The organism is Microbacterium sp. ZW T2_14, from assembly GCF_044987405.1.
GTDB lineage: Bacteria > Actinomycetota > Actinomycetes > Actinomycetales > Microbacteriaceae > Microbacterium.
On record NZ_JBJDRK010000025.1, the window covers coordinates 39150 to 62013 of the forward strand.

At 71.5% G+C, this 22864-nt stretch carries 25 protein-coding genes and 1 pseudogene; 13 read left to right on the forward strand and 13 right to left on the reverse strand.

The annotated features are described in order from the left end of the window. Positions 1-106: 106 nt before the first annotated feature. Both ACI3KY_RS10255 and ACI3KY_RS10260 read left to right on the forward strand, forming a co-directional pair. Positions 107-940, forward strand: a complete 834-nt coding sequence (locus ACI3KY_RS10255; RefSeq protein WP_404930065.1) for an arginase family protein — start codon at positions 107-109, stop codon at positions 938-940. Then, positions 937-1395 carry a Fe-S oxidoreductase gene (locus ACI3KY_RS10260; protein WP_404930066.1) on the forward strand — a complete coding sequence of 153 codons (459 nt, stop codon included), beginning with the start codon at positions 937-939 and terminating at the stop codon, positions 1393-1395. The genes ACI3KY_RS10255 and ACI3KY_RS10260 overlap by 4 nt, the downstream gene beginning before the upstream one ends. Before the next feature lie 40 nt (positions 1396-1435). Here ACI3KY_RS10260 and ACI3KY_RS10265 read toward each other — a convergent pair whose 3' ends face one another. From ACI3KY_RS10265 to ACI3KY_RS10280, 4 genes are all read right to left on the reverse strand, one after another. Then, a complete protein-coding gene (locus ACI3KY_RS10265; protein ID WP_404930067.1) occupies positions 1436-1759 on the reverse strand; it encodes a hypothetical protein in 324 nt (107 codons plus the stop codon). A gap of 135 nt (positions 1760-1894) precedes the next feature. Further along, a complete protein-coding gene (locus ACI3KY_RS10270; protein WP_404930068.1) occupies positions 1895-2371 on the reverse strand; it encodes an SIP domain-containing protein in 477 nt (158 codons plus the stop codon). 80 nt (positions 2372-2451) lie between these two features. Next, positions 2452-3210 carry a tyrosine-protein phosphatase gene (locus ACI3KY_RS10275; protein ID WP_404930069.1) on the reverse strand — a complete coding sequence of 253 codons (759 nt, stop codon included), beginning with the start codon at positions 3208-3210 and terminating at the stop codon, positions 2452-2454. Beyond that, a complete protein-coding gene (locus ACI3KY_RS10280; RefSeq protein ID WP_404930070.1) occupies positions 3207-3716 on the reverse strand; it encodes a carboxymuconolactone decarboxylase family protein in 510 nt (169 codons plus the stop codon). Before ACI3KY_RS10280 ends, ACI3KY_RS10275 begins: the two co-directional genes overlap by 4 nt. 67 nt (positions 3717-3783) lie before the next feature. Here ACI3KY_RS10280 and ACI3KY_RS10285 point away from each other — a divergent pair, with 67 nt between their 5' ends. From ACI3KY_RS10285 to ACI3KY_RS10320, 8 genes are all read left to right on the forward strand, one after another. Beyond that, positions 3784-4761 (forward strand): alpha/beta fold hydrolase, encoded by a 978-nt coding sequence (locus tag ACI3KY_RS10285; RefSeq protein ID WP_404930071.1) that lies wholly within the window; start codon positions 3784-3786, stop codon positions 4759-4761. A 168-nt stretch (positions 4762-4929) separates the two neighbouring features. Further along, complete coding sequence (locus ACI3KY_RS10290) at positions 4930-6441, forward strand: ABC transporter substrate-binding protein (protein ID WP_404930072.1); 1512 nt, start codon at positions 4930-4932, stop codon at positions 6439-6441. Continuing rightward, on the forward strand, positions 6438-7388 hold the full coding sequence (locus ACI3KY_RS10295) for an ABC transporter permease (RefSeq protein ID WP_404930073.1): 951 nt from the start codon (positions 6438-6440) through the stop codon (positions 7386-7388). The genes ACI3KY_RS10290 and ACI3KY_RS10295 overlap by 4 nt, the downstream gene beginning before the upstream one ends. A gap of 167 nt (positions 7389-7555) precedes the next feature. Then, positions 7556-8407: an ABC transporter permease gene (locus tag ACI3KY_RS10300; protein WP_404930094.1), complete on the forward strand. Its 852-nt coding sequence runs from the start codon at positions 7556-7558 to the stop codon at positions 8405-8407. After that, positions 8404-9237 carry an ATP-binding cassette domain-containing protein gene (locus tag ACI3KY_RS10305; protein ID WP_404930074.1) on the forward strand — a complete coding sequence of 278 codons (834 nt, stop codon included), beginning with the start codon at positions 8404-8406 and terminating at the stop codon, positions 9235-9237. The genes ACI3KY_RS10300 and ACI3KY_RS10305 overlap by 4 nt, the downstream gene beginning before the upstream one ends. Before the next feature lie 8 nt (positions 9238-9245). After that, entirely contained in the window at positions 9246-10037 is a 792-nt protein-coding gene (locus ACI3KY_RS10310) for an ABC transporter ATP-binding protein (protein WP_404930095.1), read from the forward strand. Between the two features lie 199 nt (positions 10038-10236). After that, positions 10237-11307 carry a M4 family metallopeptidase gene (locus ACI3KY_RS10315; protein WP_404930075.1) on the forward strand — a complete coding sequence of 357 codons (1071 nt, stop codon included), beginning with the start codon at positions 10237-10239 and terminating at the stop codon, positions 11305-11307. Further along, positions 11285-11758, forward strand: a complete 474-nt coding sequence (locus tag ACI3KY_RS10320; protein ID WP_404930076.1) for a hypothetical protein — start codon at positions 11285-11287, stop codon at positions 11756-11758. Before ACI3KY_RS10315 ends, ACI3KY_RS10320 begins: the two co-directional genes overlap by 23 nt. A gap of 44 nt (positions 11759-11802) precedes the next feature. Here the strand turns inward: ACI3KY_RS10320 and ACI3KY_RS10325 are convergent, their stop codons facing one another. Genes ACI3KY_RS10325 through ACI3KY_RS10340 form a run of 4 tightly spaced genes read right to left on the reverse strand, consistent with a single transcriptional unit; the run spans position 11803 to position 14817 of the window. Continuing rightward, positions 11803-12414 carry a GNAT family N-acetyltransferase gene (locus ACI3KY_RS10325; RefSeq protein ID WP_404930077.1) on the reverse strand — a complete coding sequence of 204 codons (612 nt, stop codon included), beginning with the start codon at positions 12412-12414 and terminating at the stop codon, positions 11803-11805. Positions 12415-12446: 32 nt separating this feature from the next. Further along, positions 12447-13139: a uracil-DNA glycosylase gene (locus tag ACI3KY_RS10330; protein ID WP_404930078.1), complete on the reverse strand. Its 693-nt coding sequence runs from the start codon at positions 13137-13139 to the stop codon at positions 12447-12449. Further along, the gene (locus ACI3KY_RS10335; RefSeq protein ID WP_404930079.1) at positions 13139-14032 is read right to left on the reverse strand and encodes a metal-dependent hydrolase; all 894 of its coding nucleotides are present in this window, start codon (positions 14030-14032) and stop codon (positions 13139-13141) included. Before ACI3KY_RS10335 ends, ACI3KY_RS10330 begins: the two co-directional genes overlap by 1 nt. Continuing rightward, positions 14029-14817, reverse strand: a complete 789-nt coding sequence (locus ACI3KY_RS10340) for an SDR family oxidoreductase (protein WP_404930080.1) — start codon at positions 14815-14817, stop codon at positions 14029-14031. The genes ACI3KY_RS10335 and ACI3KY_RS10340 overlap by 4 nt, the downstream gene beginning before the upstream one ends. Before the next feature lie 231 nt (positions 14818-15048). Here ACI3KY_RS10340 and ACI3KY_RS10345 point away from each other — a divergent pair, with 231 nt between their 5' ends. Next, positions 15049-16371: a bifunctional o-acetylhomoserine/o-acetylserine sulfhydrylase gene (locus tag ACI3KY_RS10345; protein WP_404930081.1), complete on the forward strand. Its 1323-nt coding sequence runs from the start codon at positions 15049-15051 to the stop codon at positions 16369-16371. A 59-nt stretch (positions 16372-16430) separates the two neighbouring features. Here the strand turns inward: ACI3KY_RS10345 and ACI3KY_RS10350 are convergent, their stop codons facing one another. After that, a complete protein-coding gene (locus ACI3KY_RS10350; RefSeq protein ID WP_404930082.1) occupies positions 16431-16676 on the reverse strand; it encodes a hypothetical protein in 246 nt (81 codons plus the stop codon). 104 nt (positions 16677-16780) lie between these two features. Between ACI3KY_RS10350 and ACI3KY_RS10355 the strand changes: the two genes are divergently transcribed. Then, positions 16781-17986 (forward strand): homoserine O-acetyltransferase, encoded by a 1206-nt coding sequence (locus ACI3KY_RS10355; protein ID WP_404930083.1) that lies wholly within the window; start codon positions 16781-16783, stop codon positions 17984-17986. 68 nt (positions 17987-18054) lie between these two features. Next, entirely contained in the window at positions 18055-19710 is a 1656-nt protein-coding gene (locus ACI3KY_RS10360) for a peroxidase family protein (RefSeq protein ID WP_404930084.1), read from the forward strand. A gap of 7 nt (positions 19711-19717) precedes the next feature. Here the strand turns inward: ACI3KY_RS10360 and ACI3KY_RS10365 are convergent, their stop codons facing one another. The 4 genes and pseudogenes from ACI3KY_RS10365 to ACI3KY_RS10380 all read right to left on the reverse strand — a co-directional run. Beyond that, a complete protein-coding gene (locus ACI3KY_RS10365; protein WP_404930085.1) occupies positions 19718-20473 on the reverse strand; it encodes an NUDIX hydrolase in 756 nt (251 codons plus the stop codon). Further along, complete coding sequence (locus ACI3KY_RS10370; protein ID WP_404930086.1) at positions 20431-21753, reverse strand: MFS transporter; 1323 nt, start codon at positions 21751-21753, stop codon at positions 20431-20433. The genes ACI3KY_RS10365 and ACI3KY_RS10370 overlap by 43 nt, the downstream gene beginning before the upstream one ends. Before the next feature lie 78 nt (positions 21754-21831). Next, a complete protein-coding gene (locus ACI3KY_RS10375) occupies positions 21832-22158 on the reverse strand; it encodes an MTH1187 family thiamine-binding protein (RefSeq protein WP_404930087.1) in 327 nt (108 codons plus the stop codon). 55 nt (positions 22159-22213) lie between these two features. Further along, positions 22214-22864: pseudogene (locus ACI3KY_RS10380) on the reverse strand (hypothetical protein); the annotation flags it as partial.

Consider the following 22864-nt stretch of genomic DNA (forward strand, 5'->3'; position numbering starts at 1 on the left):
CGCCGTCCCCGCGTCGCCGCCGGCATGCCGGATGTTCGCCGTCGGCGTGCGGCCCGCTTGCGGTCAACGGATGCCGCGCCCCGACGCGGTGCGCGAAGATGAGGGGATGACCCGATACCTCGTCGTTCCGCAGTGGCAGGGAAGCCCGTCGTCCCGTGCGATGCAGCTCATCGACGGCGCTCAGGCGATCGCGGGTGACCTGCCGCGTTCCTCGACGACGGTCCTGGACGTGCCCATGGAGGCCGGCGAGTCGCTGGGCACCGGCATCCACCGGCTCAGCGCCCTTCAGCGCGTGCGCGGGCTGGTCGCGGACGCCCTCGCCGCGCACGATGCCGACGCCCCCGACGAGCACGTCCTCACGATCGGCGGCGACTGCGGCGTCGCCCTCGCGCCGATCGATCACGCCGCCCGCCGCTCCCCCGGCCTCGCCGTGGTGTGGATCGACGCGCATCCCGATCTCAACTCGCCCGACTCGTCGCCGTCCGGCGCGTTCGCCGGCATGGTGCTGCGAGCGGTGATCGGCGATGGGGTCCCGGACCTGTCGCTGGACGGCGCGATCACCGGCGACCGAGTGGTGGTCGGCGGCGCGCGCTCGTACGACGATCCCGAGCTCGCCGCCGTCGAGGAGTTCGGCATCACCGCGCTCACGGTGGAGTCGCTCCGGGACGCGGACGCCCTCGCCGACGCCGTGCTCGCCACCGGCGCCGAGGCCGTCTACGTCCACGTCGACATCGACGCCCTCGATCCGGCCGAGATCGCGGGCAACGCGCACCCGGAGCCGTTCGGCATCACCGTGGCCGAGCTGACGGCGGCGATCGCGCGCCTGCGCGCACGGGTGCCGCTGGTGGGGGCATCCCTCGCGGGATACTCCCCCGCGTCCGCCGCCGCGGCGACGGACGATCTCGGCCCGATCCTCCGCGTGATCGGGGCGCTCGCATGAGCCCGATCCCCACGCCCCCGCCGGGCTGGCGCGCCGTCGCCGAGCGCTCGGTGCTCGCCGGCCGCCGCATCGACGAACTCATCCCGTCGGTGCTGCTCGATTCGCCCATCAGCCGCGTCGGGTACTGGTACGGGTGCGCGGTGGGATGGATCTGGGGAACGCTCTGGAGCACCGGCCCCATCGAGAAGCGCGAAGGGCTGTGGGTGTTCCGCGGGATGCCCCGCTGGACGTTCCCGCGGGGCGGCTCGTGCGTCGGCGGCTGCTTCCTCACCGGCGACGGCCGCATCAGCGACGCCCTGCTGCGCCACGAGGCCGTGCACAAGCGTCAGTGGCAGCGCTACGGGCTGCTCATGCCGCTCCTGTACCTGTTGGCCGGCCGCAACCCGCTGCGCAACCGGTTCGAGATCGAGGCCGGCCTCGCCGACGGCAACTACGTACCCCGCGGCGCGGCCTGACCCGGCGCGACCGGTTCGGCTTCCGGTCGCGCCGAGATGTTCACTTCATTCCGTGAAGGGCGGCATTGCAGCCCCATTCGCCGAGTCCGGGGATGAGGACGTCGGAAGCGCCGCCGCCCCGCTGGCTGAACGCCTTGCGATCTGCCTGGTCGAATTGACCCCAGTTCTGCGTCGTGCCGGGTTCCACCCCGGAGCCGTCGGTCTCGTGGTCCTCCAATCCGGAATACGCGCACGGAGAATTCGCGTGGCTGGGTCCTCCGGTCGAATCGCCGTTCCCGTTGAACTCTCCCGCGAACGCGCCGCCCGCGGAGCCGAGCACGAGCACGGCTCCCACCGCGACGCCCAGCATGAACTTCCTGCGCATGATGCGCCCCTTCCCCCATGGATCACGGGCGGTCGCCCGCGGGGCCATCGAACTCCTCCCCGGAGGTCTTTACAAGAGGAGGCGCTGCGCGCGAGAGGATCGGCGGTCGCCGGCGCGGCGGAACGAACGGCGGGGTCAGCGCGAAGTCGTCAGACCGTACTGCTCGGGTGCGTGGATCGCATCCGCACGGATGCCGAGCTCGACCAGGTGGTCGACGATGTCGGCGGTGCCCAGGTAGCCGCCCAGCAGGTGGATGCGGGTCTGATCGTCCTCGGTGCACAGCATCTCGTCGGCCCACGCGGTCACGGCGCGTGAGAGCGCCTCGCCGGCGGCACAGCCGCGGCTGGTGCCGGGAGCGCCGGAGCGCTGCGAGCGGTCGAGCCACGTCACGACCATGCGGCTCGGGGCGGAGATGTCGGCCAGCCACGAGGCATCCGGAATCTCGATGAACACCCGGCCCGTCGAGCAGATCGGCAGCGTCGCCAGCACGGCTTCGAGCTCGGCCAGCGAGGACTCGTCGGCGGTGATCAGCTGCTGCACGCGGGTATGACGCGACGCACGGCACGCCGACGCGTTGTGCGCGACGGCCTGAGGCTGAGTGGTGTGGGGCATGGCTCCTCCAGTATAACCACCTATGAAGGGTTGCCTTACCTCAGTGATACATCGCGACACACGATGACGGATGCCGCGACTCAGCCGTGCGGGTTGACCAGTACGCGCCGCAGCTCGGCGATCTCGTCGTCGGCGAGGCCGTGGGCACGCAGGTACTCCTCCGCCGAGCCGTAGCGGTGGCCGACGTCTTCGAGGAGAGCGCGCATGACCGGCGCCGGGGAACGCGTCGCCAGGTCTTCGAGGTGGACCGCCTCGGGATGCTGCGAGCGCAGCAGCTCGACGATCTTGCGGTTGCGTCGCGGCGGGAGCAGACCCTCGGTGCGCGCGTAGTCGCCGACGACGGCCTCGGTGTCGACGCCGGCAGCGGCGAGCGTGAGCGCGATCGTCACGCCGGTGCGATCCTTGCCGACGGTGCAGTGCACGAGCACCGGCTGGTCGGCCAGGATGCCGCGGACCACTGCCACGACGCCCTGGGACGAGTCGTCGACCAGGCGCCGGTACATCTCATCGAGGGTGAGGTCGTCGCGGAAGAACGACTCGACCGAGCCGAGGAAGAGCGGAACGCGCTGCGTGACGAGATCCAGGCCGTCGATGCGGCTCGGCTCGCGCGCCACCTCTTCATCGGCGCGCAGGTCGATGATCCGCCGGAGCCCCAGTTCGGCCAGCGCGCGCGTGCCGCCGGCGTCGAGCCGCGCGAGGTTGCCCGACCGGTAGAGCACGCCGTGACGCGTCGACGCCGAGCCCGCGCGCAGGCCTCCAACGTCGCGGAGGTTCATCGCGCCCGGCACCGACGGGTCTGCCGGCAGCGCATCTGCTCCGCCCGGCGAGGAGACGGTCACCACGCGGCGCCGGCGGCGGCGTCCTTGTCTTCGCCGACCAGGTCGTCGCGCGGCGGCGTGCTGTAGCGACCCGCGATCGCGATGCGGTTGAACGCGTTGATCGCCACCAGGATCCAGCTGAGCGCGACGTACTCCTTCTCGCTGAGCACGCCGCCGACGCTGTCGTAGACGTCGTCGGGAATGCCGTCCTCGTGGATGAAGACGTAGGCCTCCACCAGCTCCAGGGCGGCGCGCTCGCGATCGGAGAAGACGCCGGACTCCCGCCACACCGGGAGCTGTGCGATGTCGTCCGCCGTCACCCCGGCGGCGACCGCCCGTTCGACGTGCACGCGCACGCAATAGGCGCAGCCGTTCAGCTGCGAGGCGTGGATCTGCACGAGCTCCTTGAGCCGGTCGTCGATGCCGTTCTCCGCAGCGATACCGCCCACGGTCTTCGAGAATGCGGAGAGCGCCTGGTAGGCGGGTCGAGCCGCCCGCGAGAGGTGCACGCGGTGTTCTGCCGTCATGACGCCAGACTACCGAGGCCTCGACCGAGACGGGCCGACGGCGCTGCCGGTGCGGCATGATGAGCGGGTGAGCGACCCCATCGACGAGTTCTCGTTCCTGTCCGAGCAGGCGGGCGAAGCCGGCATCGACGCCCCCGCGCCCCACGGCGAGCGTCTGACCCTGGACCTGCCCGACGGCCGCACGCTGAGTGCTCTGCGCTACTCCCCCGCCGACGCGCCGGACGCCGCGCCCATCGTCACCTTCCTCCACGGCGCGGGCCTCAACGCCCACACCTGGGACACGACGATCCTCGCGCTCGGGCTTCCCGCCCTGGCCGTCGACCTGCCCGGGCACGGCGACTCGTCGTGGCGCGACGACCTCGCCTACGTCGCGCGCGTGCTCGCCCCCGATGTGGCCGCCGGCATCGCGGCGTGGACCGATGCACCGCAACTGCTCGTCGGGCAGTCGCTCGGCGGGCTCACCGCCGCGGCGGTGGCGGCATCCCGCCCGGACCTCGTGTGCGAGCTCGTCGTGATCGACATCACACCGGGCATCGACCCGGACGCGGGTCCGACCCAGATCCGCGACTTCTTCGCGGGCCCGGTTGACTGGGCGTCGCGCGACGAGCTCGTCGACCGCGCCCTCTCGTTCGGACTCGGCGGCGGAACGCGGCGCAAGGCCGAACGCGGCGTGTACTTCAACTCGCGCATCCGCCCCGACGGACGCGTCGAGTGGAAGCACCATTTCGCGCACCTCGCGAACGCCGCGTCGACATCGTCCGTGCCGGTCGAAGGGCCGGACGCGGTCGCCTCCGTGCTCGGCGAGTCCGGCTGGGAGGATCTCGCCGCTGTCGCGGCCCCGACGACCTTGATCCGCGGCGAGCGCGGCTACGTCACGGAGGAGGATGCGGCGGAGTTCCTCCGGCGTGTGCCCGAGGCATCCGTCGTCACGGTCTCGTCGGGCCACAACGTGCAGGAGGAGATCCCGATCGAGCTCGGCGGGCGCCTGCGCACACTGGCCGGCGGTGACGGAACGCGTCCATTCCGCGACAGCGGGAAGCCCTAACGCTTCTGTTGCGTTCCGAGTAGCGGGTTGTCGTTCGCCACCGCGGTGTCTCTAGGCTGTTATCCGCACCGGCGCCGCCCCGTCGGCCCGTCGCCAGACCACACCGCACTCGCCCTCACAGGGCAGCAGTCGCCGCACAGCACCGGGACCCTCCCCGAAAGGACCTCCATGCTCCGCCGCACCACCCTCGCCACCGCCGCATTCCTGGCCGCCGGCCTTCTCGCGCTCACCGCCTGCACCGGCGGAGGCGGCGACGCCACGCCCACCGCGACCGGCGAGCCCGACCCGGACGCGTCGGTCGCGATCCGGCTGGTGCTGGAGCCTGGCAACCTCGACATCCGCGAGACGGCGGGCTCGGCGCTCGACCAGATCCTCGTCGACAACATCTACCAGGGACTCGTCTCCCGCACGCCCGAGCAGGACATCGTGCCGGCGCTCGCAAGCGACTGGACCGTGTCGCCGGACGGCCTCACCTACACGTTCACGCTCCGCGAGGGCGTCACCTTCCACGACGGGCAGCCGCTGACGCCCCAGGACGTCGTCTGGTCGCTCACCACCCGCCGAGACACCCCCGAGTGGCGGGACTCGTCGCGGCTCGCGAACGTCACGTCGATCGTGGCGGACGGGCAGGACATCAGCCTCACCCTGAGCGCGCCCGACTCGACGCTGCTGTGGAATCTCACCGGCCGCGCGGGCATCGTGCTCAAGGAGGGCGACACCGTCGACTACCAGACCAAGGCGAACGGCACGGGTCCGTTCGTGCTGGGCGACTGGCGCCAGGGCGACAGCATCACGCTGACGCGCAACGACGCGTACTGGGGCGAGCCGGCAGGTGCCGCCGAGGTGGTGTTCGACTACATCCCCGACAACCAGGCCGCGCTCAATGCGGCGCTGGCGGGTGAGGTCGACGTGCTCACCGGCTTCGACGCGAACCTCAAGGACCAGGTCGAGGCGAACGGCGACTTCTCGCTCGTGCTCGGCAAGTCCACCGACAAGGGCACGCTCGCGTTCAACCAGACCTCCGGCCCGCTGGCCGACAAGCGCGTGCGCCAGGCGATCCGTCAGGCGATCGACCACGACGCCATCATCGAGGCGCTGGGATCGGGGCAGACGCAGTACGGCCCGATCCCCGAGCTCGACCCCGGCTACGAGGACCTCTCGGACGTCGCCCCCTACGACCCGGAGGCCGCCAAGGCGCTGCTCGAGGAGGCCGGCGCCGAGGACCTCGAGCTGACGCTGACGATCCCGAGCTTCTACTCGACGACCATCCCGCAGATCCTGGTGTCGGACCTCGACGAAGTCGGCATCACGCTCGACGTCAACTCGGTCGACTTCACCACCTGGCTCACCGACGTCTACACCAATCACGACTACGACCTGAGCTTCGTGCTGCACACCGAGGCCCACGACTTCGAGAACTGGGCCGACCCGGAGTACTACTTCACCTACGACAACCCCGAGGTGCAGGACCTGTACGCCCAGTCCCTCGCGGCCACCGACCCGGCGGAGGCCGCCGACCTGCTGCAGCAGGCGGCGCGCATCGTGTCGGAGGACGCGGGCGCCGACTGGCTGTACAACGGCGCCTCGGTCGTCGCGGTCGGCACTAACATCACCGGTATGCCCTCGATCAACGTGAACGAGCGCCTGAACATCGCCGAGATCGCCAAGAGCAACGGGTGATCCGGTACGCGCTGACCCGGTTGGCCCTGCTTCTGCTCGGGCTGCTCGTCGCCAGCGTGCTCATCTTCGTCACGCTCCGGGTGCTCCCGGGTGACATCGCCCATCTGATCGCCGGTGTCGGATCGAGCCCGGAGCAGCAGGAGGCGATCCGGGAGCGGCTCGGGCTCGACCGGCCGCTGCCGGCCCAGTACCTCGACTGGGTCGGCGGGCTCCTCCGCGGCGATCTGGGCACCTCCCTCCTGACCGGCTCGCGCGTCGTGGACGAACTGGCCCAGAAGGCCGAGGTGACCGTGCCCCTCGGCATCCTGTCGCTCCTCATCGCGGTCGTGCTCAGCGTGCCACTCGGCGTGCTGTCGGCGATGCGGCGCGGCCGCTCCGACGGCACGGCGCTGAACGTGGGCGCACAGGCTCTTGCGGCGGTCCCCGTCGTGTGGGCGGGCATGATGCTCGTGGTGGTCTTCGCCGTCTGGCTCGGATGGCTTCCCGCCCAGGGCTTCCCCCGCGCCGGCTGGAGCGACCCGGCGGCGGCGCTGCGATCGCTCATCCTCCCGGCGCTCACGATCGGCATCGTCGAGGGCGCGATGCTGCTGCGCTTCGTGCGCAGTGCGACGCTCCAGGCGGTCGGGCAGGACTTCGTGCGCACCGCCGCCGCCAAGGGCCTCACGCGCGACCAGGCGCTCATCCGCCATGGCCTGCCCGTCGTGGGCCTGTCGGTGATCACGGTGCTGGGCCTGCAGGTCGCCGGCATCATCGTGGGTGCGGTCATCATCGAACAGCTCTTCTCGCTGCCCGGCATCGGACGGATGCTGGTCGCCGACGTCGCCGCACGCGACCTCCCCAAGGTGCAGGGCGAGCTGCTCGCGCTCACCGGGTTCGTGCTCCTCGTCGGGTTCGTGGTCGACCTGCTGCATCGCGTGATCGACCCCCGGCAGCGGGAGGCGTCGTGAGCTCTTCGACCGGCCCAGACACGGGTGACGCCGCCGACCCCGCGGGCTCTTCGACCGGCTCGGGCACCGTCGTGCCGGCGCCGACAGGGACGACGGATGCCGCGCACCCCGCACCGACGGCCACCCGGCGTCCGTCGCGGTGGGCGTGGCTCGGACGCCTCTGGGCACTGTCGACCGGCCGGTTCGGCCTCATCGTCGTCGCGGTGGTCGTCGTGACGGCGGTGGTCGCGAGCTTCTGGACGCCGTTCGACCCGCAGCAGGTCGAGATCTCCGACCGCTGGGCGCCGCCTGGCTGGCCCCACCTGCTCGGCACCGACGGATCGGGTCGCGACATCCTGAGCCTGCTGATGGCCGGCGCTCGCACCACCGTGTTCGTGGCGGTCGGCGCCGGGATCGTCGCGACGGTGATCGGCATCTCCCTGGCCGCCCTCGGCGCGCTCACCGCGAGGTGGGTGCGCGAGTCGGTGGCTGTCTTCGTCGACATCCTCATCGCGTTCCCGGTGCTCATCATCGCGATGATGATCTCGGCGGTGTGGGGCGGGTCGCTGTGGGTGGTGATCTGGGCGGTCGGCATCGGCTTCGGCGTCAACATCGCCCGCGTCACGCGACCCGAGCTCAGACGCGTCCTGCAGAGCGACTTCGTGCTCGCGGGACGGGCGTCAGGACTCACCCCGGCGCAGAACCTCTGGCGGCACCTGCTGCCCAACGTCGCGCCCGTGTTCATCGTGCAGCTCTCGTGGGGCATGGCGGTGGCCGTGCTCGCCGAGGCCGGGCTGTCGTACCTGGGATTCGGGGCGCCGGTGACCGAGCCGTCGTGGGGTCTCCTGCTCGCGCAGCTGCAGCAGTTCATCGCCGTGCATCCGCTGTCGGTGGTGTGGCCGGGGCTCGCGATCACGCTCACGGTCCTCGGCCTCAACCTGCTCGGCGACGGCTTGCGCGAGGCCACTGATCCCACGCTCTCTCGCAGCCCCTTCGCGACGCGCCGTGCGCGCCTTCACATCCCCGAGGTGGTGTCATGAGCCTCGAGGTGCACGACCTCACCATCGAGATCGGCGGGCGCCGCGTCGTCGACGGCGTCTCGTTCGACGTGCCCGACGGCGCGCGGCTGGGCCTCATCGGCGAGTCGGGGTCGGGCAAGTCGCTCACCGCCCTCGCCATCCTCGGGCTGCTGCCCGACGGCGCGACGGCCGGCGGCAGCGTGCGGTGGAACGACCGCGAGATCCTGGGCCTTGCCGACCGCGAGCTGGCGCAGCTGCGCGGCGACGAGATCGGCATCGTCTTCCAGGAGCCGCGCACCGCGCTCAACCCCATCCGCACCGTCGGCCGGCAGATCGCCGAGTCGATCCGCATCCATGAGGGACTTTCGAAACGGGATGCCGCGGCCCGCGCGGTCGCGGAGGCAGCACGCGTCGCCCTGCCCGACCCTGACCGCATCGTGGCCCGCTATCCGCATCAGCTGTCGGGCGGTCAGCGGCAGCGCGTCGCGATCGCCATGGCGCTAGCGTGCCGGCCGCGGCTGCTCATCGCCGACGAGCCGACGACAGCGCTCGACGTCACGATCCAAGCCGAGATCCTCGACCTCCTGCTGTCGCTCGTGCGCGACGACGGCATGTCGCTCGTCTTCATCACCCACGACCTCGCCGTGCTGTCGCAGATCGCCACGCACGGCGTCGTGCTCGAGCACGGACGCGTGGTCGAGCACGCGCCCGTGGCGCAGCTGCTGTCGGCTCCGGCATCCGTCGTGACTCAGGAGCTGCTCCGCGACGCGACCGCGACGCTGTGGCGCCCGCCGACGAACGGATCGGGCGTGCCCGAGGCTCGCGGCGACGCGTCGGAGGGAACGGCGTGAGCGTGCTCATGCGCGGCCGCGGGCTGACGCGCCGCTACCCCGTGCCGAAGACGCAGCTGTTCGAGAGCCGCAGCTTCACGAGCGGACTCGAGGATGCCGACATCGACGTGCGCGAGGGCACGTCGGTCGGCCTCATCGGCGAGTCCGGATCGGGCAAGTCGACCCTCGTCCGCCTGCTGCTGGCGCTCGACAAGCCTTCGTCCGGCACCGTCGAATTCGACGGACGCCCGGTCGACGCCGGCGCCTCGGCGCGCTCGCTGCACTGGCTGCGGCGTGAGACCGGCATCGTGTTCCAGGACCCCTATGCCTCGCTCGACCCGCGCATGAGCGTGGGCCGCATCGTCGGCGAGCCGCTCTGGGCGCTCGGCATCGAGGGCGACCGCCGGGCGCGCGTGCGTGAGGTGCTGGCGGATGTGGGACTGGAAGCGGGCATGGCCGACCGCTTCCCCCACGAGTTCTCGGGCGGCCAGCGGCAGCGCATCGCCCTCGCCCGCGCCATCGTGCATCGGCCGCGCCTGCTGGTCGGCGACGAGCCGCTCTCCGCTCTCGACGTCACGGTGCGCGCCCAGATCCTCGAGCTGCTGGGCGAGCTGCGACAGCGGGACGGGCTCACGCTGCTGCTGGTCTCGCACGACATCGGCGTGGTGCAGAACCTCTGCGACGAGGTCGTCGTCATGAAGGACGGCCGCATCGTCGAGGAGGGCCCCACCGAGAAGGTCCTCCTGCAGCCCCAGGTCGCGTACACCCGGCGGCTGCTGGCCTCGATCCCCGTCATCGACGCCGACGCCGACGCACCGTGAGCTGAGCCCGCCGTACCCACCTGCCCGCGCCTCGGGCCCATCCTTGGCGACTCGCCAACAAGCGCGCCCCAGGCCGCGGCTCTTGGCGACTCGCCAAAACGTGCGCACATGCGGTGACGCGCTGGGCGGCGGAGGGATGTGTCCGTGGACGGTCGGCGGGGCGGGAGCCGGCGTCGGCGGCCGCCGATAGGTTCGGAGCATGGCCCCCGGAATCGTTCCGCCGTACCTGCTCGCCCGTATCGCCGCCGTGCAGGAGGAGGGCTGGGCGCGCGCGGCCGAGGCGGCCCGCTCGACGCTCGCCGCCCCGCGGCCGTACCACCCCGAGCGCACGCGACTGCGCCTGTCGATCCCCGAGCCGGGCACGCTCGTGGCCGAGACCACGCCGGCTCCCGACCGCGCGATCTCCGACGCCCAGCAGCGCGAGGTGGTGCCCGGCGTGCGCGTCCGCGGGGAGGACGACCCCGCGACCGGCGACGCCGCCGTCGACGAGGCCTTCGACGGGCTCGGGGCCACGTACGACTTCTGGTGGGACGCATTCGCGCGCGACAGCATCGACGGCTCGGGGAGCTCACTGCTCGCGACGGTGCACTACGGACGCGACTACGACAACGCGTTCTGGAACGGCGAGCGCATGGTGTTCGGCGACGGCGACGACGAGGTGTTCCGCGGTTTCACGGGCTCTCTCAGCGTCATCGCGCACGAGCTCGCCCACGGCGTCGTGGAGGACGAGGGCGGCCTTCTCTACCGTGGCCAGTCGGGCGCGCTCAACGAATCCATCGCCGACGTGTTCGGCGCGCTGGCCGAGCAGCATCACGAGGGGCAGACGGCCGACGAGGCGAGCTGGCTCATCGGCGAGGGCATCTTCACGGATGCTGTGCAGGGGCGCGCGCTGCGCTCGCTCGCGGCGCCCGGCACGGCGTACGACGACGACGTGCTCGGCAAAGACCCGCAGCCGGCCCACATGCGCGACTACGTCGACACGCGCGACGACAACGGCGGGGTGCACATCAACTCCGGCATCCCGAACCACGCGTTCTACCTCATCGCCACCGCACTCGGCGGCCACGCGTGGGAGAGGGCCGGACTCATCTGGTATCGCGCGCTCACCTCCGGCACGGTGCCGTCCACGGCCGACTTCACCACGTTCGCCCGTGCCACCATCGCGGCGGCGACCGCGGAGTACGGTGAGAACTCGGAGGAGGTCGACGCCGTCCGCGCCGGGTGGTCGGACGTCGGCGTGATCCCGGATGACCCAGAACCCGACGCCTGAAACGCCCCGCGCCGACCCGACCCGCGAGACCGAACCCGCGCCCGCCGTCGAGGTCGATGTCGCGCGCACCGGCGGGATCGCGGGCATGACGCGTCGGTGGACGGCCCAGCCGCCCGAGGACGAGGCATCCGAGTGGATCTCGCTCATCGATCGCTGCCCCTGGCGTGACGCACGTCCGCCGGTCGGCGGGGCCGTGGACGACACGGACGACGCGGCGGCGGAGCGGTTCACGGCATCATCCACCGCTGATCACCCTCCGGCCGGCGAGTCCCGCAGTCCGATGCCCGACGGCTTCGTGTGGCTCATCCGCGCGAGCTGGTCGGGAGCGGATCCCCGTGAGGCAGAGCTGCAGGACGACGAGCTGGTCGGTGCCTGGCGCGAACTCGTCGAGGCCGTTCGGCAGTGGAGCCGCCGGAGCGGGTCCGCCGGTTCCGAACGCCCCGGCCGCTGACGCAGACCCGCTGGGGCCCGTTCGCTCAGGTGGCGCCCGGATGGTCAGCGGCTGAAGATGCCCTTCTTCTTCGGCGGGTTGAGCGCCTTCTGCATGTAGATCGTCCCGAGCCAGCGCCCGAATTTGAATCCGACGCGTCCCATGCGGCCGACTTCGACGAAGCCGAGCCTCTCGTGCAGGGCGATGGAGCCCTCGGCGCCCTTGTCGCTGATCACGGCGACCATCTGCCGGATGCCGACAGCCTCGCTGGCCTCGATGAGGGCCTCGAGCAGCGCCTTTCCGAGTCCCTTCCCGGTCGCCGCCTGTCCGAGGTAGATGGAGTTCTCCACGGAGTACCGGTAGGCCGACTTGCTCGACATCGGCTGCACCAGCGCATAGCCGAGGATCTGGCCCGAGGGCGACTCCGCCACGAGGAACGGCAGCCCCTGCTTGGCGAGGCGGTCGCGCTTCTTGCGCCACTGGCCGACCGACCAGGTCTTCTCGTCGAAGGTGACCACGGAGTTGGTCACGTAGTAGTTGTAGATCTCGCGGATGTCGGGCATGTCGCGGTCTTCGACCGGCCGGATGCTGAACGAGAAGGGGCGCTCCGGCTCGGGCCGGCGCTGCAGGTGCCGCGGCAGACGCCGCCGGTCCTTCTCGTATTCCTCCTCGAGCATGCGCTCCTCCTGGTTTGTGCGGGACGCCCCGGCTACGCGGGCAGCTGCCAGTCGACGGGGGCGGCGCCCTGCTGCACGAGCAGCTCGTTGGCGCGCGAGAACGGCCGCGATCCGAAGAAGCCGCGGCTCGCCGACAATGGCGACGGATGCGCCGATTCGATGATCGGCGTCGTCCCGAGCAGCGGGCGCAGGTTCGCGGCATCCCGACCCCAGAGGATGGCCACGAGGGGCCGGTCGCGCGCGGCGAGCGTGCGGATGGCGTGCTCCGTCACCTTCTCCCAGCCCCACCCGCGATGGGATGCCGGAGCCCCGGGCGCGACGGTGAGCACGCGGTTCAGCAGCATGACGCCCTGATCGCTCCAGGCCGACAGATCACCGTGCGGGGCGCGGGGGATGCCGAGATCGGCCTCGAGCTCCTGGTAGATGTTCGCGAGACTCCGCGGCAGCGGACGGACATGCGCATCGACGGCGAACGACAGACCGATCGGGTGCCCCGGCGTCGGGTACGGGTCCTGCCCGACGATGAGCACTTTCACGTCGGACAGCGGGCGCTGGAACGCGCGCAGCACTCGGTCCCCCGCCGGCAGGTACTGACGGCCCTCGGCCACCTCGGCGCGCAGCCGGTCGCCGAGCGCGGCGATGTCGGGCGCCACCGGCCCGAGCGCGGCCGACCAGTCGGGGTCCATGAGACCCGCGTCGGCGAGCTCCGGCAGCGTGAGGGCCATCACGGCGCCTCGGCCCGCGTCGCGGTCGTCGTCATGACGAGCTCGATTCCGCCCTCCACCGTCGACGCGGCGAACGAGACCGTCGCCGCCGAGAGTTCCTGGAGCGAGGCGACGTGCGTGCCTCCGCACGGAATGCGCGCGGCCGCGCCGGGCAGGTCGCACACCCACCTGCGGCGGTCGGCCAGGGCATCGCCCTCGCGTTCGATGCGAACGGCGCCGCCGGCCGCGAGCCACTTCGCCAGCTGTGCGTCGACGCGCGCGGCGAGCGCGTCGAGGTCCGCGAGCGCCTCCGGATCGAATCCCTTGCGCCGCAGCGACTTGCCGATGCGGTACACATCGACGGCGCCGTCCGCGACGATGTGCGACTCCTGGATCGCGAGCGCATCGAAGGCGGGCGAACCGAGGGTGTCGGACGGGGCATCCTTGCGCCAGGCGCCCGCGAGGGCCGCGTCGAGGGCGAGCGAGGCGAGGTGGCACGCTGTGTGCCCGGCCGAGAGCGCGGCGCGGTACGCACCATCCACCGTCACGTCGACGGCGTCGCCCTCGGCGATCGGCGTCTCTCCGTCGACCAGGTGCGCGACGACGAAGGTCCACCCCTCGGTGCCGGTGCGCACCACCACCTCCTTGCCGAGCAGGAGCCGGTCGTCCGGTGACGCGTCCACCGGAAGCGCGCCCACCACCGCGTCGACCACTGCGAGGTCGGCGCCCGCGATGCTCAGCGTGCCGCGATCGGCCGGCTGGTCGGGCCACGCCGTGTCGACGGGATGGAACGCGGTCTGGTCGAGCACGACGGCCCTCCGGCCGTCACCGGCGTCCGCGACGTGCACGACAGTGCTCTGCGACGCGGTCGCGCCCACCGGGTAGGTGACGGCAGTGCCGCCGGTCGGGATCACAGCTCCTCCGTGCCGCGAGGACGCAGCGGACCGCGGGCGAGGAGGTACTGCGCGGACTGCGCCACCGGCCGCATGGTGATGAGGTCGAGGTTGACGTGGCCGGGCGAATTGAGGGCGTAGGCGATCACGTCGGCCACGTCTGCAGCGGTGAGCGGGTTGTCGACGCCGTCGTACACCCGCTCGGCGGCGGCGCTGTCGCCACCGAGGCGATTCAGCGTGAACTCGGGCGTGTGCACCATGCCGGGGGCGACCTCCACGACGCGGATCGGCTCGCCGTTGAGCTCGAGACGAAGCGCATGCGCGAGCATCGCCTCGCCCGCCTTGGCGGCGTTGTAGCCGGAGCCGCCGGCATACGCGGTCTGCGCGGCGGTCGAGGTGACGAAGAGGGTGTCGGCGTGACCGTCGGATGCCGCGCCCCGCCGCAGCTGCGGCAGCAGCGCCGAGACGAGCCGCTGCGCCGAGAGGACGTTGGCCTCGAACATCCACTGCCAGTCCTCGACGCGACCGTCCTCGACGCGATCGGTGCCGCGTGCGCCGCCCGCGACGTGCACGAGCGCGTGGAGCGGACCCGTCTCGGCGAGGAAGGTGGCGAGCGCCTCGACATCGGCGTCGCTCGTCAGGTCGGCGGCGAACGATCCCGAACCCGTCTCGGCCTCCAGGGCCGCGAGCCTGTCGGCACGTCGCGCCACGCCCACCACGTCCCAGCCCGTCGCGCGGAGCGCGCGCACCGCCGCCTCGCCGATCCCCGAGCTCGCGCCGGTCACCACTGCACGTCTGTTCGCCATGCCTCCACGCTACCCACCCGCGGCCCGTCCTCCTCTCCGCCCCGCCTCCCGGTTGACGTGGCGGGCGAGGCGGCGCGCGGGAGGGGCCAGCCAGCGGGAAAGGCGCGGGGAGCGGAGCCGAGGAGGTTACGTCACATTTCCGGAGGGTTGTTGACAACACGGGTGGATCCGTACTGTCGAACCCGGCTGGGGGCGCCTGCTCCCGGCATCCGATCCCGCAGGAGCCAAGCCATGTCCGCACCCGAGAACTGGCGTTTCGAGACCAAGCAGATCCACTCGGGGGCCCAGCCCGATCCGGTGACGAAGGCTCGCGCGACGCCGATCTACCAGACCACGTCGTACGTCTTCGACAACGCCGACCACGCGGCGAACCTCTTCGCCCTCGCGGAGTTCGGCAACATCTACACGCGCATCCAGAACCCGACGCAGGCCGTCGTCGAGGAGCGCCTCGCCGCGCTCGAGGGCGGCACCGGCGCGCTCCTCCTCGCGAGCGGGCAGGCGGCGGCCACCTCCGCCGTCCTCAACATCGCCGAGTCCGGGGACCACATCGTGTCGTCGAGCTCGATCTACGGCGGCACGTACAACCTCTTCAAGTACACGCTGGCCAAGCTCGGCATCGAGACGACGTTCGTCGAGAACCAGGACGACGCCGAGGAGTGGCGCCGCGCGGTCCGGCCGAACACGAAGCTCTTCTTCGCCGAGACCATCGGCAACCCGAAGATCAACGTGCTCGACATCCGCACCGTCGCGGACGTCGCGCACGAGAACGGCGTGCCGCTCATCGTGGACAACACGATCGCCACGCCGTACCTCATCAAGCCGTTCGAGCACGGCGCCGACATCATCGTCCACTCCGCGACGAAGTTCCTCGGCGGCCACGGCACCACCATCGGAGGCGTGATCGTCGACGGCGGCACGTTCGAGTGGTCGAAGAACGTCGAGAAGTTCCCGGGGCTCACCGTTCCCGACCCGTCGTACCACGGCGCGTCGTACACCGCCGCGGTCGGCGACGGCCTCGCGTACATCATCAAGGCGCGCGTGCAGCTGCTGCGCGACCTGGGTGCCGCGATCTCGCCGAACAGCGCGTGGCTGCTCATCCAGGGCATCGAGACGCTGTCGCTGCGCGTGGAGCGCCACGTGCAGAACGCGCAGGAGATCGCCGAGTGGCTCGAGAACCACGCCGACGTCGCGTCGGTCAACTACTCGGGCCTGCCCACCTCGCCCTGGTACGCCGCCGCCAACAACTACGCCCCGAAGGGCGTGGGCGCGGTGCTGTCGTTCGAGCTCAAGGGCGGTGTCGAGGCGGGCCGCGAGTTCGTCAACTCGCTGACGCTGTTCAGCCACCTGGCGAACATCGGCGACGTGCGCTCGCTCGTGATCCACCCGGCCTCGACCACGCACTCGCAGCTCACCCCCGAGCAGCAGCTCACGACCGGCGTCACGCCGGGACTCGTGCGCCTGTCGGTCGGGCTCGAGAACATCGACGACCTCAAGGCCGACCTCGAGCAGGCGCTCGCGGCGGCCCGGCGCGTGTCGGAGGCCGCTCGCGCCTGATAATCCCTCCTCGGGAACGGATGCCTCTGCCCGGCGCACTGCGCCGGCGGAGGCATCCGTCATTCGGGGTCTTCGGACGTCAGGTCGGCGGCGAGCTGCTCCGGCGTGAGATGCGCCCCCGGCACCGGACGGGGCAGCGGCGGCGCGGCGGCGGCGGTGTGCCACGGCTGCGGGTCCGCACCGGCGTCCTCGCTCGCGTCCGCGGGCTCGAAGAGCACGTCGACATCGTGATCGATGTCGTGCTCCTCCGGCGGAGCGGACGGCGACGGCTCATGGGCGGGCATGAAGGGCTCAGCGCTGGACATCCGCGCATCATCCCACGAGCGCGTGCACGGACGATGTCACGCGCCGCGCACCAGGCACCCGTAACAGACCGCGTGCGACCGCACGGGCACGCGAGAATGGACGAATGGACTGGCAGACCTCCGAAGACACGGTGCCGAGCGCGCCGGTGACGGAGGCCGACGCCCGCCTGCTGCTGGGGCGACCGCCGGCGACCGGCGCGTGGCGTGACGGCGACCCGGTCGGCGACCGCCAGTTCGCCGCCTTCGGCTCGTTCCGCACCGAGGGCGGAAGAGAGCTGCCCGCCTACCGCCTCGCCTACGAGACGTGGGGCGAGCTGAACGCCGCACGCGACAACGCCGTGCTCGTGCTGCACGCCCTCACCGGCGACAGCCACGTCCGCGGACCGGCAGGGGCGGGGCATCCGACGTCCGGATGGTGGGACGACATCGTCGGCCCGGGCGCGCCCATCGACACTGACCGCTGGTTCGTCATCGCTCCCAACATGCTCGGCGGATGCCAGGGCTCGACGGGTCCGGCATCCATCGGCCCGGACGGTTACGAGTGGGCCTCGCGCTTCCCGTACCTGACGATCCGCGACCAGGTCGCCGCCCAGGTGCGCCTCGCCGATGCGCTCGGCATCGACGTGTGGGCGGCGGTCGTCGGCGGATCGATGGGCGGCATGCACGCCCTCGAGTGGGCGGTGATGCTGCCCGATCGCGTCGCCCGCGTCGGCATCCTGTCGTCGCCGCCGGTGAACACCGCCGATCAGATCGCGCTCAACTCGGTGCAGCAGGAGGCCATCCGCATCGACCCGCGCTTCCAGGGCGGCGAGTACTACGATGCGGGAGACGGCGACGGCCCGAACCGCGGTCTCGCGCTCGCCCGGCGCATGGCGCTCCTCAACTACCGCTCCCCCACCGAGCTCAATCAGCGGTTCCAGCGCAGCTGGCAGTCGGGAGTGAGCCCGCTCGGCCACGACGGGCGCTTCGCCGTCGAGTCCTACCTCGACTTCCACGGCAACAAGTTCACGCGGCGCTTCGACGCGAACTCGTACATCGCCCTCGTCGAGGCGATGAACTCGCACGACGTCGGCCGGGACCGCGGAGGCGTCGAGGACGCCCTCTCCCTCGTCACCGCGACGACGCTCGTGCTCGGCATCGACAGCGACCGCCTGTTCCCGATCGACGGGCAGCACCGCATCGCCCGCGGCATCCGTCATACCCTCGACGGCGACCGCGCGGTCGTGCTCGCGAGCGACTTCGGCCACGACGGGTTCCTCATCGAGACGCACGCCGTCGGCGCGCACCTCCGGCGCCTGCTCGAGGCCTGAATCCGCCGCGACGGTATCAGCGTCCGCCATGCGGTCCTCCCACTGGGCAATGTCCCAAGGAGGGAATCATGAGCACTGACACCACCACACCGGGTGCGAAGTCGCCCGGAGACGCCTTCGCCGCGCAGCCCTTCCTGCGAGAGCAGCTCGGCCTGAACGGCACGCGCGAGAGGTCGCCCGGGGAGCGGCAGGCGCCGCGGCTTCCCGTCGACATCCGCGGGTCGCTGGAGGCGGTACGACCGGAGCACGGGCGGTTCCACGGCGCGAAGTTCTCGCTCGGGTACTTCCCCGCGCACGAGGTGTTCTCGTCGGCGGCCGACAAGTTCGGCTATCTGACGAAGCCCAAGGTGCGCGCCGCCAGCCGGCTGCCCGTCGACGACGCGACGCGCGCCCTGCTCACCCAGCTCGGCGACCTCATGGCGAACAGCGGTCGCGAGACCGCCGACGACTCGGCGACGCCGTCGGGCTACACGTACGTCGGGCAGTTCGTCGATCACGACATCACCCTCGATGTCTCGTCGGCGCTGGACGCGCCGGAGCTCGTCGACGCGGCGGTCATCAACAACATGCGCTCGCCGATGCTCGATCTCGACAGCGTGTACGGCAGGGGCCCCGCGGTCGACGCGTTCCTGTACGCGGCGCCCGCACCGGGAGAACCGGCATCCGCGTTCCGGATGCTGCTCGGCACGAATCTGCAGAGCGGCCCGGGCGGCGCCGGCGGCGCAGCGGGTGGCAACGGCATCATCGCGCACACCGACTTCGACGTGCCGCGCACCTCGGCGCTCACGGCGATCATCGGCGACCCCCGCAACAACGAGAACCTGATCGTCTCGCAGCTGCATCACACGATGCTGCGCTTCCACAACGCCATCGTCGACGCGCTGATCGCCTCCGGGTTCACCGGCGACATCTTCGTCGCGGCGAAGCGGGAGGCGACGCTGCACTATCAGTGGGCGGTGCTGCACGACTTCCTGCCGCGCATCTGCGGTCAGGCGGCCGTCGACGACGCCGTGGCCAACGTGAAGGCGAAGCCGAACAGCCCGTTCCAGATGCCCGTGGAGTTCTCGGTCGCCGCGTACCGGTTCGGGCACAGCATGATCCGCGACCAGTACTGGCTGAACTTCGAACTGCGCAACAAGCCGATGTCGGACGTCTTCAAGTTCATCCACGAACCGCACCTGCCGGTCCGCTCGAACTGGGTGGTCGACTTCAACGCGTTCTTCGAGACCGGCTTCGCCGTTCCCGTGTTCAACAACGCGCGCAAGATCGACAGTGTGCTCGCCAGCGCGCTCGAGGACCTCGACGGCAGCGGCTCCAACGCGCTCATGAGCATCCTCGCGACGCGCAACCTGCACCGCGGCCTCGTGCTGGGCCTGCCCAGCGGGCAGGCCACCGCGGCCGCGCTCGGCGTGCCAGTCCTCACCACCGCGCAGCTGACCGACGGGCTCCCCGCCGACGAGATCGCGGTGCTGCAGCAGCAGAACGGCCTTCTCCTCGAGAAGACGCCGCTGTGGTACTACGTGCTGCGCGAGGCGATGGTCACCAGCGCCGGGGAGCACCTCGGACCGCTCGGGGCGAAGATCGTGGCGGACACCTTCGTGACGCTCCTGCGCCGCGATGCGCTGTCGATCCTCAACGTCGCGTTCAGCCCGACGCGGGGAGCGACCCCGGGGGCGTTCACGTTCGCGGACCTGGTGCGTATCGCCGATGTGATCGGCGCCTGAGGCCGGCTCAGCCCGTGCGCTCGTAGCGCCACGGGAGAGCGCCGATCTCGAGGCGATGACGGGATCCGGATGCCGCGGCCGCGGCATCCGGATCCCATTCGTCGTCGCCCTGCCACAGCAGCACGGGTCCTTCGCCGCCGCGGCGGGCCACCGTCTCGAAATGCTGGACACCGCCGAGCCGCGCCGCACCGAGGACCGAAGCGGTGTCGGCGTGGGCGGCCAGGCCGTGCAGGGTCACCCAGGTCGGCGGATACAGCGTGAGCTCGCCGCGGCCATGCCGCGCCAGCGCGTCGGCGGGGCGCATCCACTCGGCCGCGACCGCTTCGTCGGGCGACAGCGCGATCACGCCGGCGGCGGACGGCGCGACGAAGAACCAGGTGCGGATCCGCAGGGCGAGCCCGGGTGGCGGGTCCCAGCACGACAGCGTGACGAGTGCGTCCGGATCGACAGCGAGAGCCGTCTCCTCGTGCGTCTCGCGCACGCCCGCGCTGCGGGCGACCGCTTCCTCGGGCTCGTCGGCGGCGCGGCGGTCCGCGGGCTCGAGCTTGCCGCCCGGAAACACCCACGCGCCGGCGAACGAGCCGCGGTCGGGCCGCTCGATCATCAGCGCCTCCAGCCCGTCCACCCCGTCACGCAGGAGGACGACGGTCGCCGCCACGGGGACCGACGGATCCGTGGCGTCCTCGGGGCGACGCGAGCGCGCGCCACCCATCGAGTCGCTCAGCGCCTGCAGCGTGCGGTCGGCGGGCGTAGGCTCCGGCATCCGCCCACTCTACCCAGCACGGGAACCGCGGCTGCGGGCGCCGCCGTCACGCGTTCACGAGCTCTCCGCGCCGCTCGGCGGAGAGGCTGGCCGTCGCCAGCACGAGTCCTCCGCCGGCGAGGGCCACTCCCACCCACGCGGGGGCGAGGAAGCCCCAGCCCGCCGCGATCACGACGCCGCCGAGGAACGCGCCGAGGCTGTTGCCGATGTTGAGGGCGGAGTGGTTGAGCGCGGCTGCGATCGACTGGTTGTCCTGCGCGACGTCCATCAGACGCGTCTGGATCCGTCGGGCTGAGCGCCGACGCGACGAAGCCGGTCGCGAACACGAAGAAGCCCAGGGCCCAGATCCAGTGCGCGGTCACAGCGAGGAGCGCGAGCACGAGCGCCAGCCCGATCAGCCCGCCCACCAGGGTGCGCTTCAGGTCGACATCGGCGAGGTGGCCGCCGACGAGGTTTCCGACCGTCATGCCGAGCCCCATGACCACGAGCACGATCGGCACGACCCACGCGGGCGAGCCGGCGACCTCCGTCACCAGCGGCGCGATGTAGCTGTAGACCGCGAAGAAGCCGCCGAAGCCGATCGCCCCGACGCCGAGCGCGAGCCACACCTGACCGATGCGGAACACCTTCAGCTCGGCACGCAGCGTGCGGCTCGGATCGCCTGGTCGCTCGGGCACGAAGAACGCGATGAGGACCGTGGCGGCGGCGAAGATCGCCGCGACCACCATGAAGGCGGCCCGCCAGCCCACCTGCTGCCCGAGGTACGTGCCGAGCGGCACGCCCACCACGTTCGCGACAGTGAGGCCGGTCAGCACGAACGCGACCCCCTTGGCGCGCATGCCGGGGCCGAGCACGTCGGCGGCGACGAGCGCGCCGATGCCGAAGTACGCGCCGTGCGGGAGGCCTGCCAGGAATCGGGATGCCGCGACCCATTCGAACGTCGGAGCCAGGAACGTCAGCGCGTTGAACACGGTGAGCGCCAGCGCGAGTCCGATCATCACGCGCCGGCGGGGATACTTGGCCACGGCGCCCGCGATCGTCGGAGCACCGACGACCACGCCGAGCGCATAGAGCGAGATCAGCCAGCCGGCCTGTGCGATGGCGTCCTCCGAGCGCGTCGCCCAGAGCGACGGCAGCAGGTCCTCGCCGATGTCAGGCAGCAGCCCCATCACGACGAACTCGGTCATGCCGATGCCGAAGCTGCCGACGGCGAGCGACAGGAGCGCCCACATCGCCGCCTTCTTCGACAGCGAGCGCGACGTCAGTTCGGAGGAGGACACCACGTCACGCTAGCGGTGGCCGTGCCCCGCTGTCGAATCGATTCGGCACGCCGGCCGAGAACAGGTGGCGCGACAGCCCTAGTCGAGGCTGCCTTCGACATCCTGTCGTTCGACCGCGGCCTCCAAGCGCTCGATCTTGCCGTCCAGCTCACCCGAATATCCGGGCCGGATGTCGGCCTTGAGCACGAGCGAGACGCGCGAGCCGTAGGGTGCGACCGCCTCGGTGGCGCGCTTGACGACGTCGAAGACCTCGTCCCACTCCCCCTCGACCTCGGTGAACATCGAGGTGGTGCGGTGCGGAAGACCGCTGTCGCGGACCACCCGCACCGCGGCGGCCACGGCGTCGTGCACCGAGCCGTCGGCGCGGCCGGTCCCACTGGGGGCGACGGAGAAGGCGACGAGCATTCGAACCTCCGGTTCTCGAGGGATGTCGCGAAGCCGCGACGCGCGCGGCCCCGACCTACTCTGGCACGGGCAGCGGCACCCGTCGGCGCACGCGGACACGCGACAGGCGCACCACGACCCACGCGAACAGGCCCACCAGCAGCACGTTCCGTACGACGAGGAGCGCCACCCCCGCGGGCATGAGCGCCAGGATCGCGTCGTACCAGAAGGGGAAGATCAGCTGGGTGAGCGTCAGAAGCACCAGCGTCAGCACGGCCGGCCGCCACCAGCGCCGCACCTGGAGGACCAGCCCGACGACGACCGGCGCCACGAGCCAGGTCATGTACTGGGGCGAGCCGACCTTGTTGAGCACGATGAACCCGAGGACGAGGGCGGCGGCGAGCGGGGGGAACAGAGCCACGAACGACGCGCCCCGCCACGCCTTGAACGCACCCACTGCCGCGATCGCCAGCATGCCGACGACGAGCACCGGGGTCATCACGGCGATCACGGCATCCATGCCGGGTCCGGTCACCTGGAACGTGATCAGGTCCGCGTCGTAGACCACCGCGGCGCCAGGCACCCCGGCCGCCGCGAGCAGCATGTAGACCGTGCTGACCGGAGCCTCGATCTGAAGCCCGCGCGCGGTCTGGTCGCCGACGAAGCCGAAGAGGCGCGCGCCTCCCCCGGCCAGCACGACGGCGATCACCACGACGGCGGAGACGGC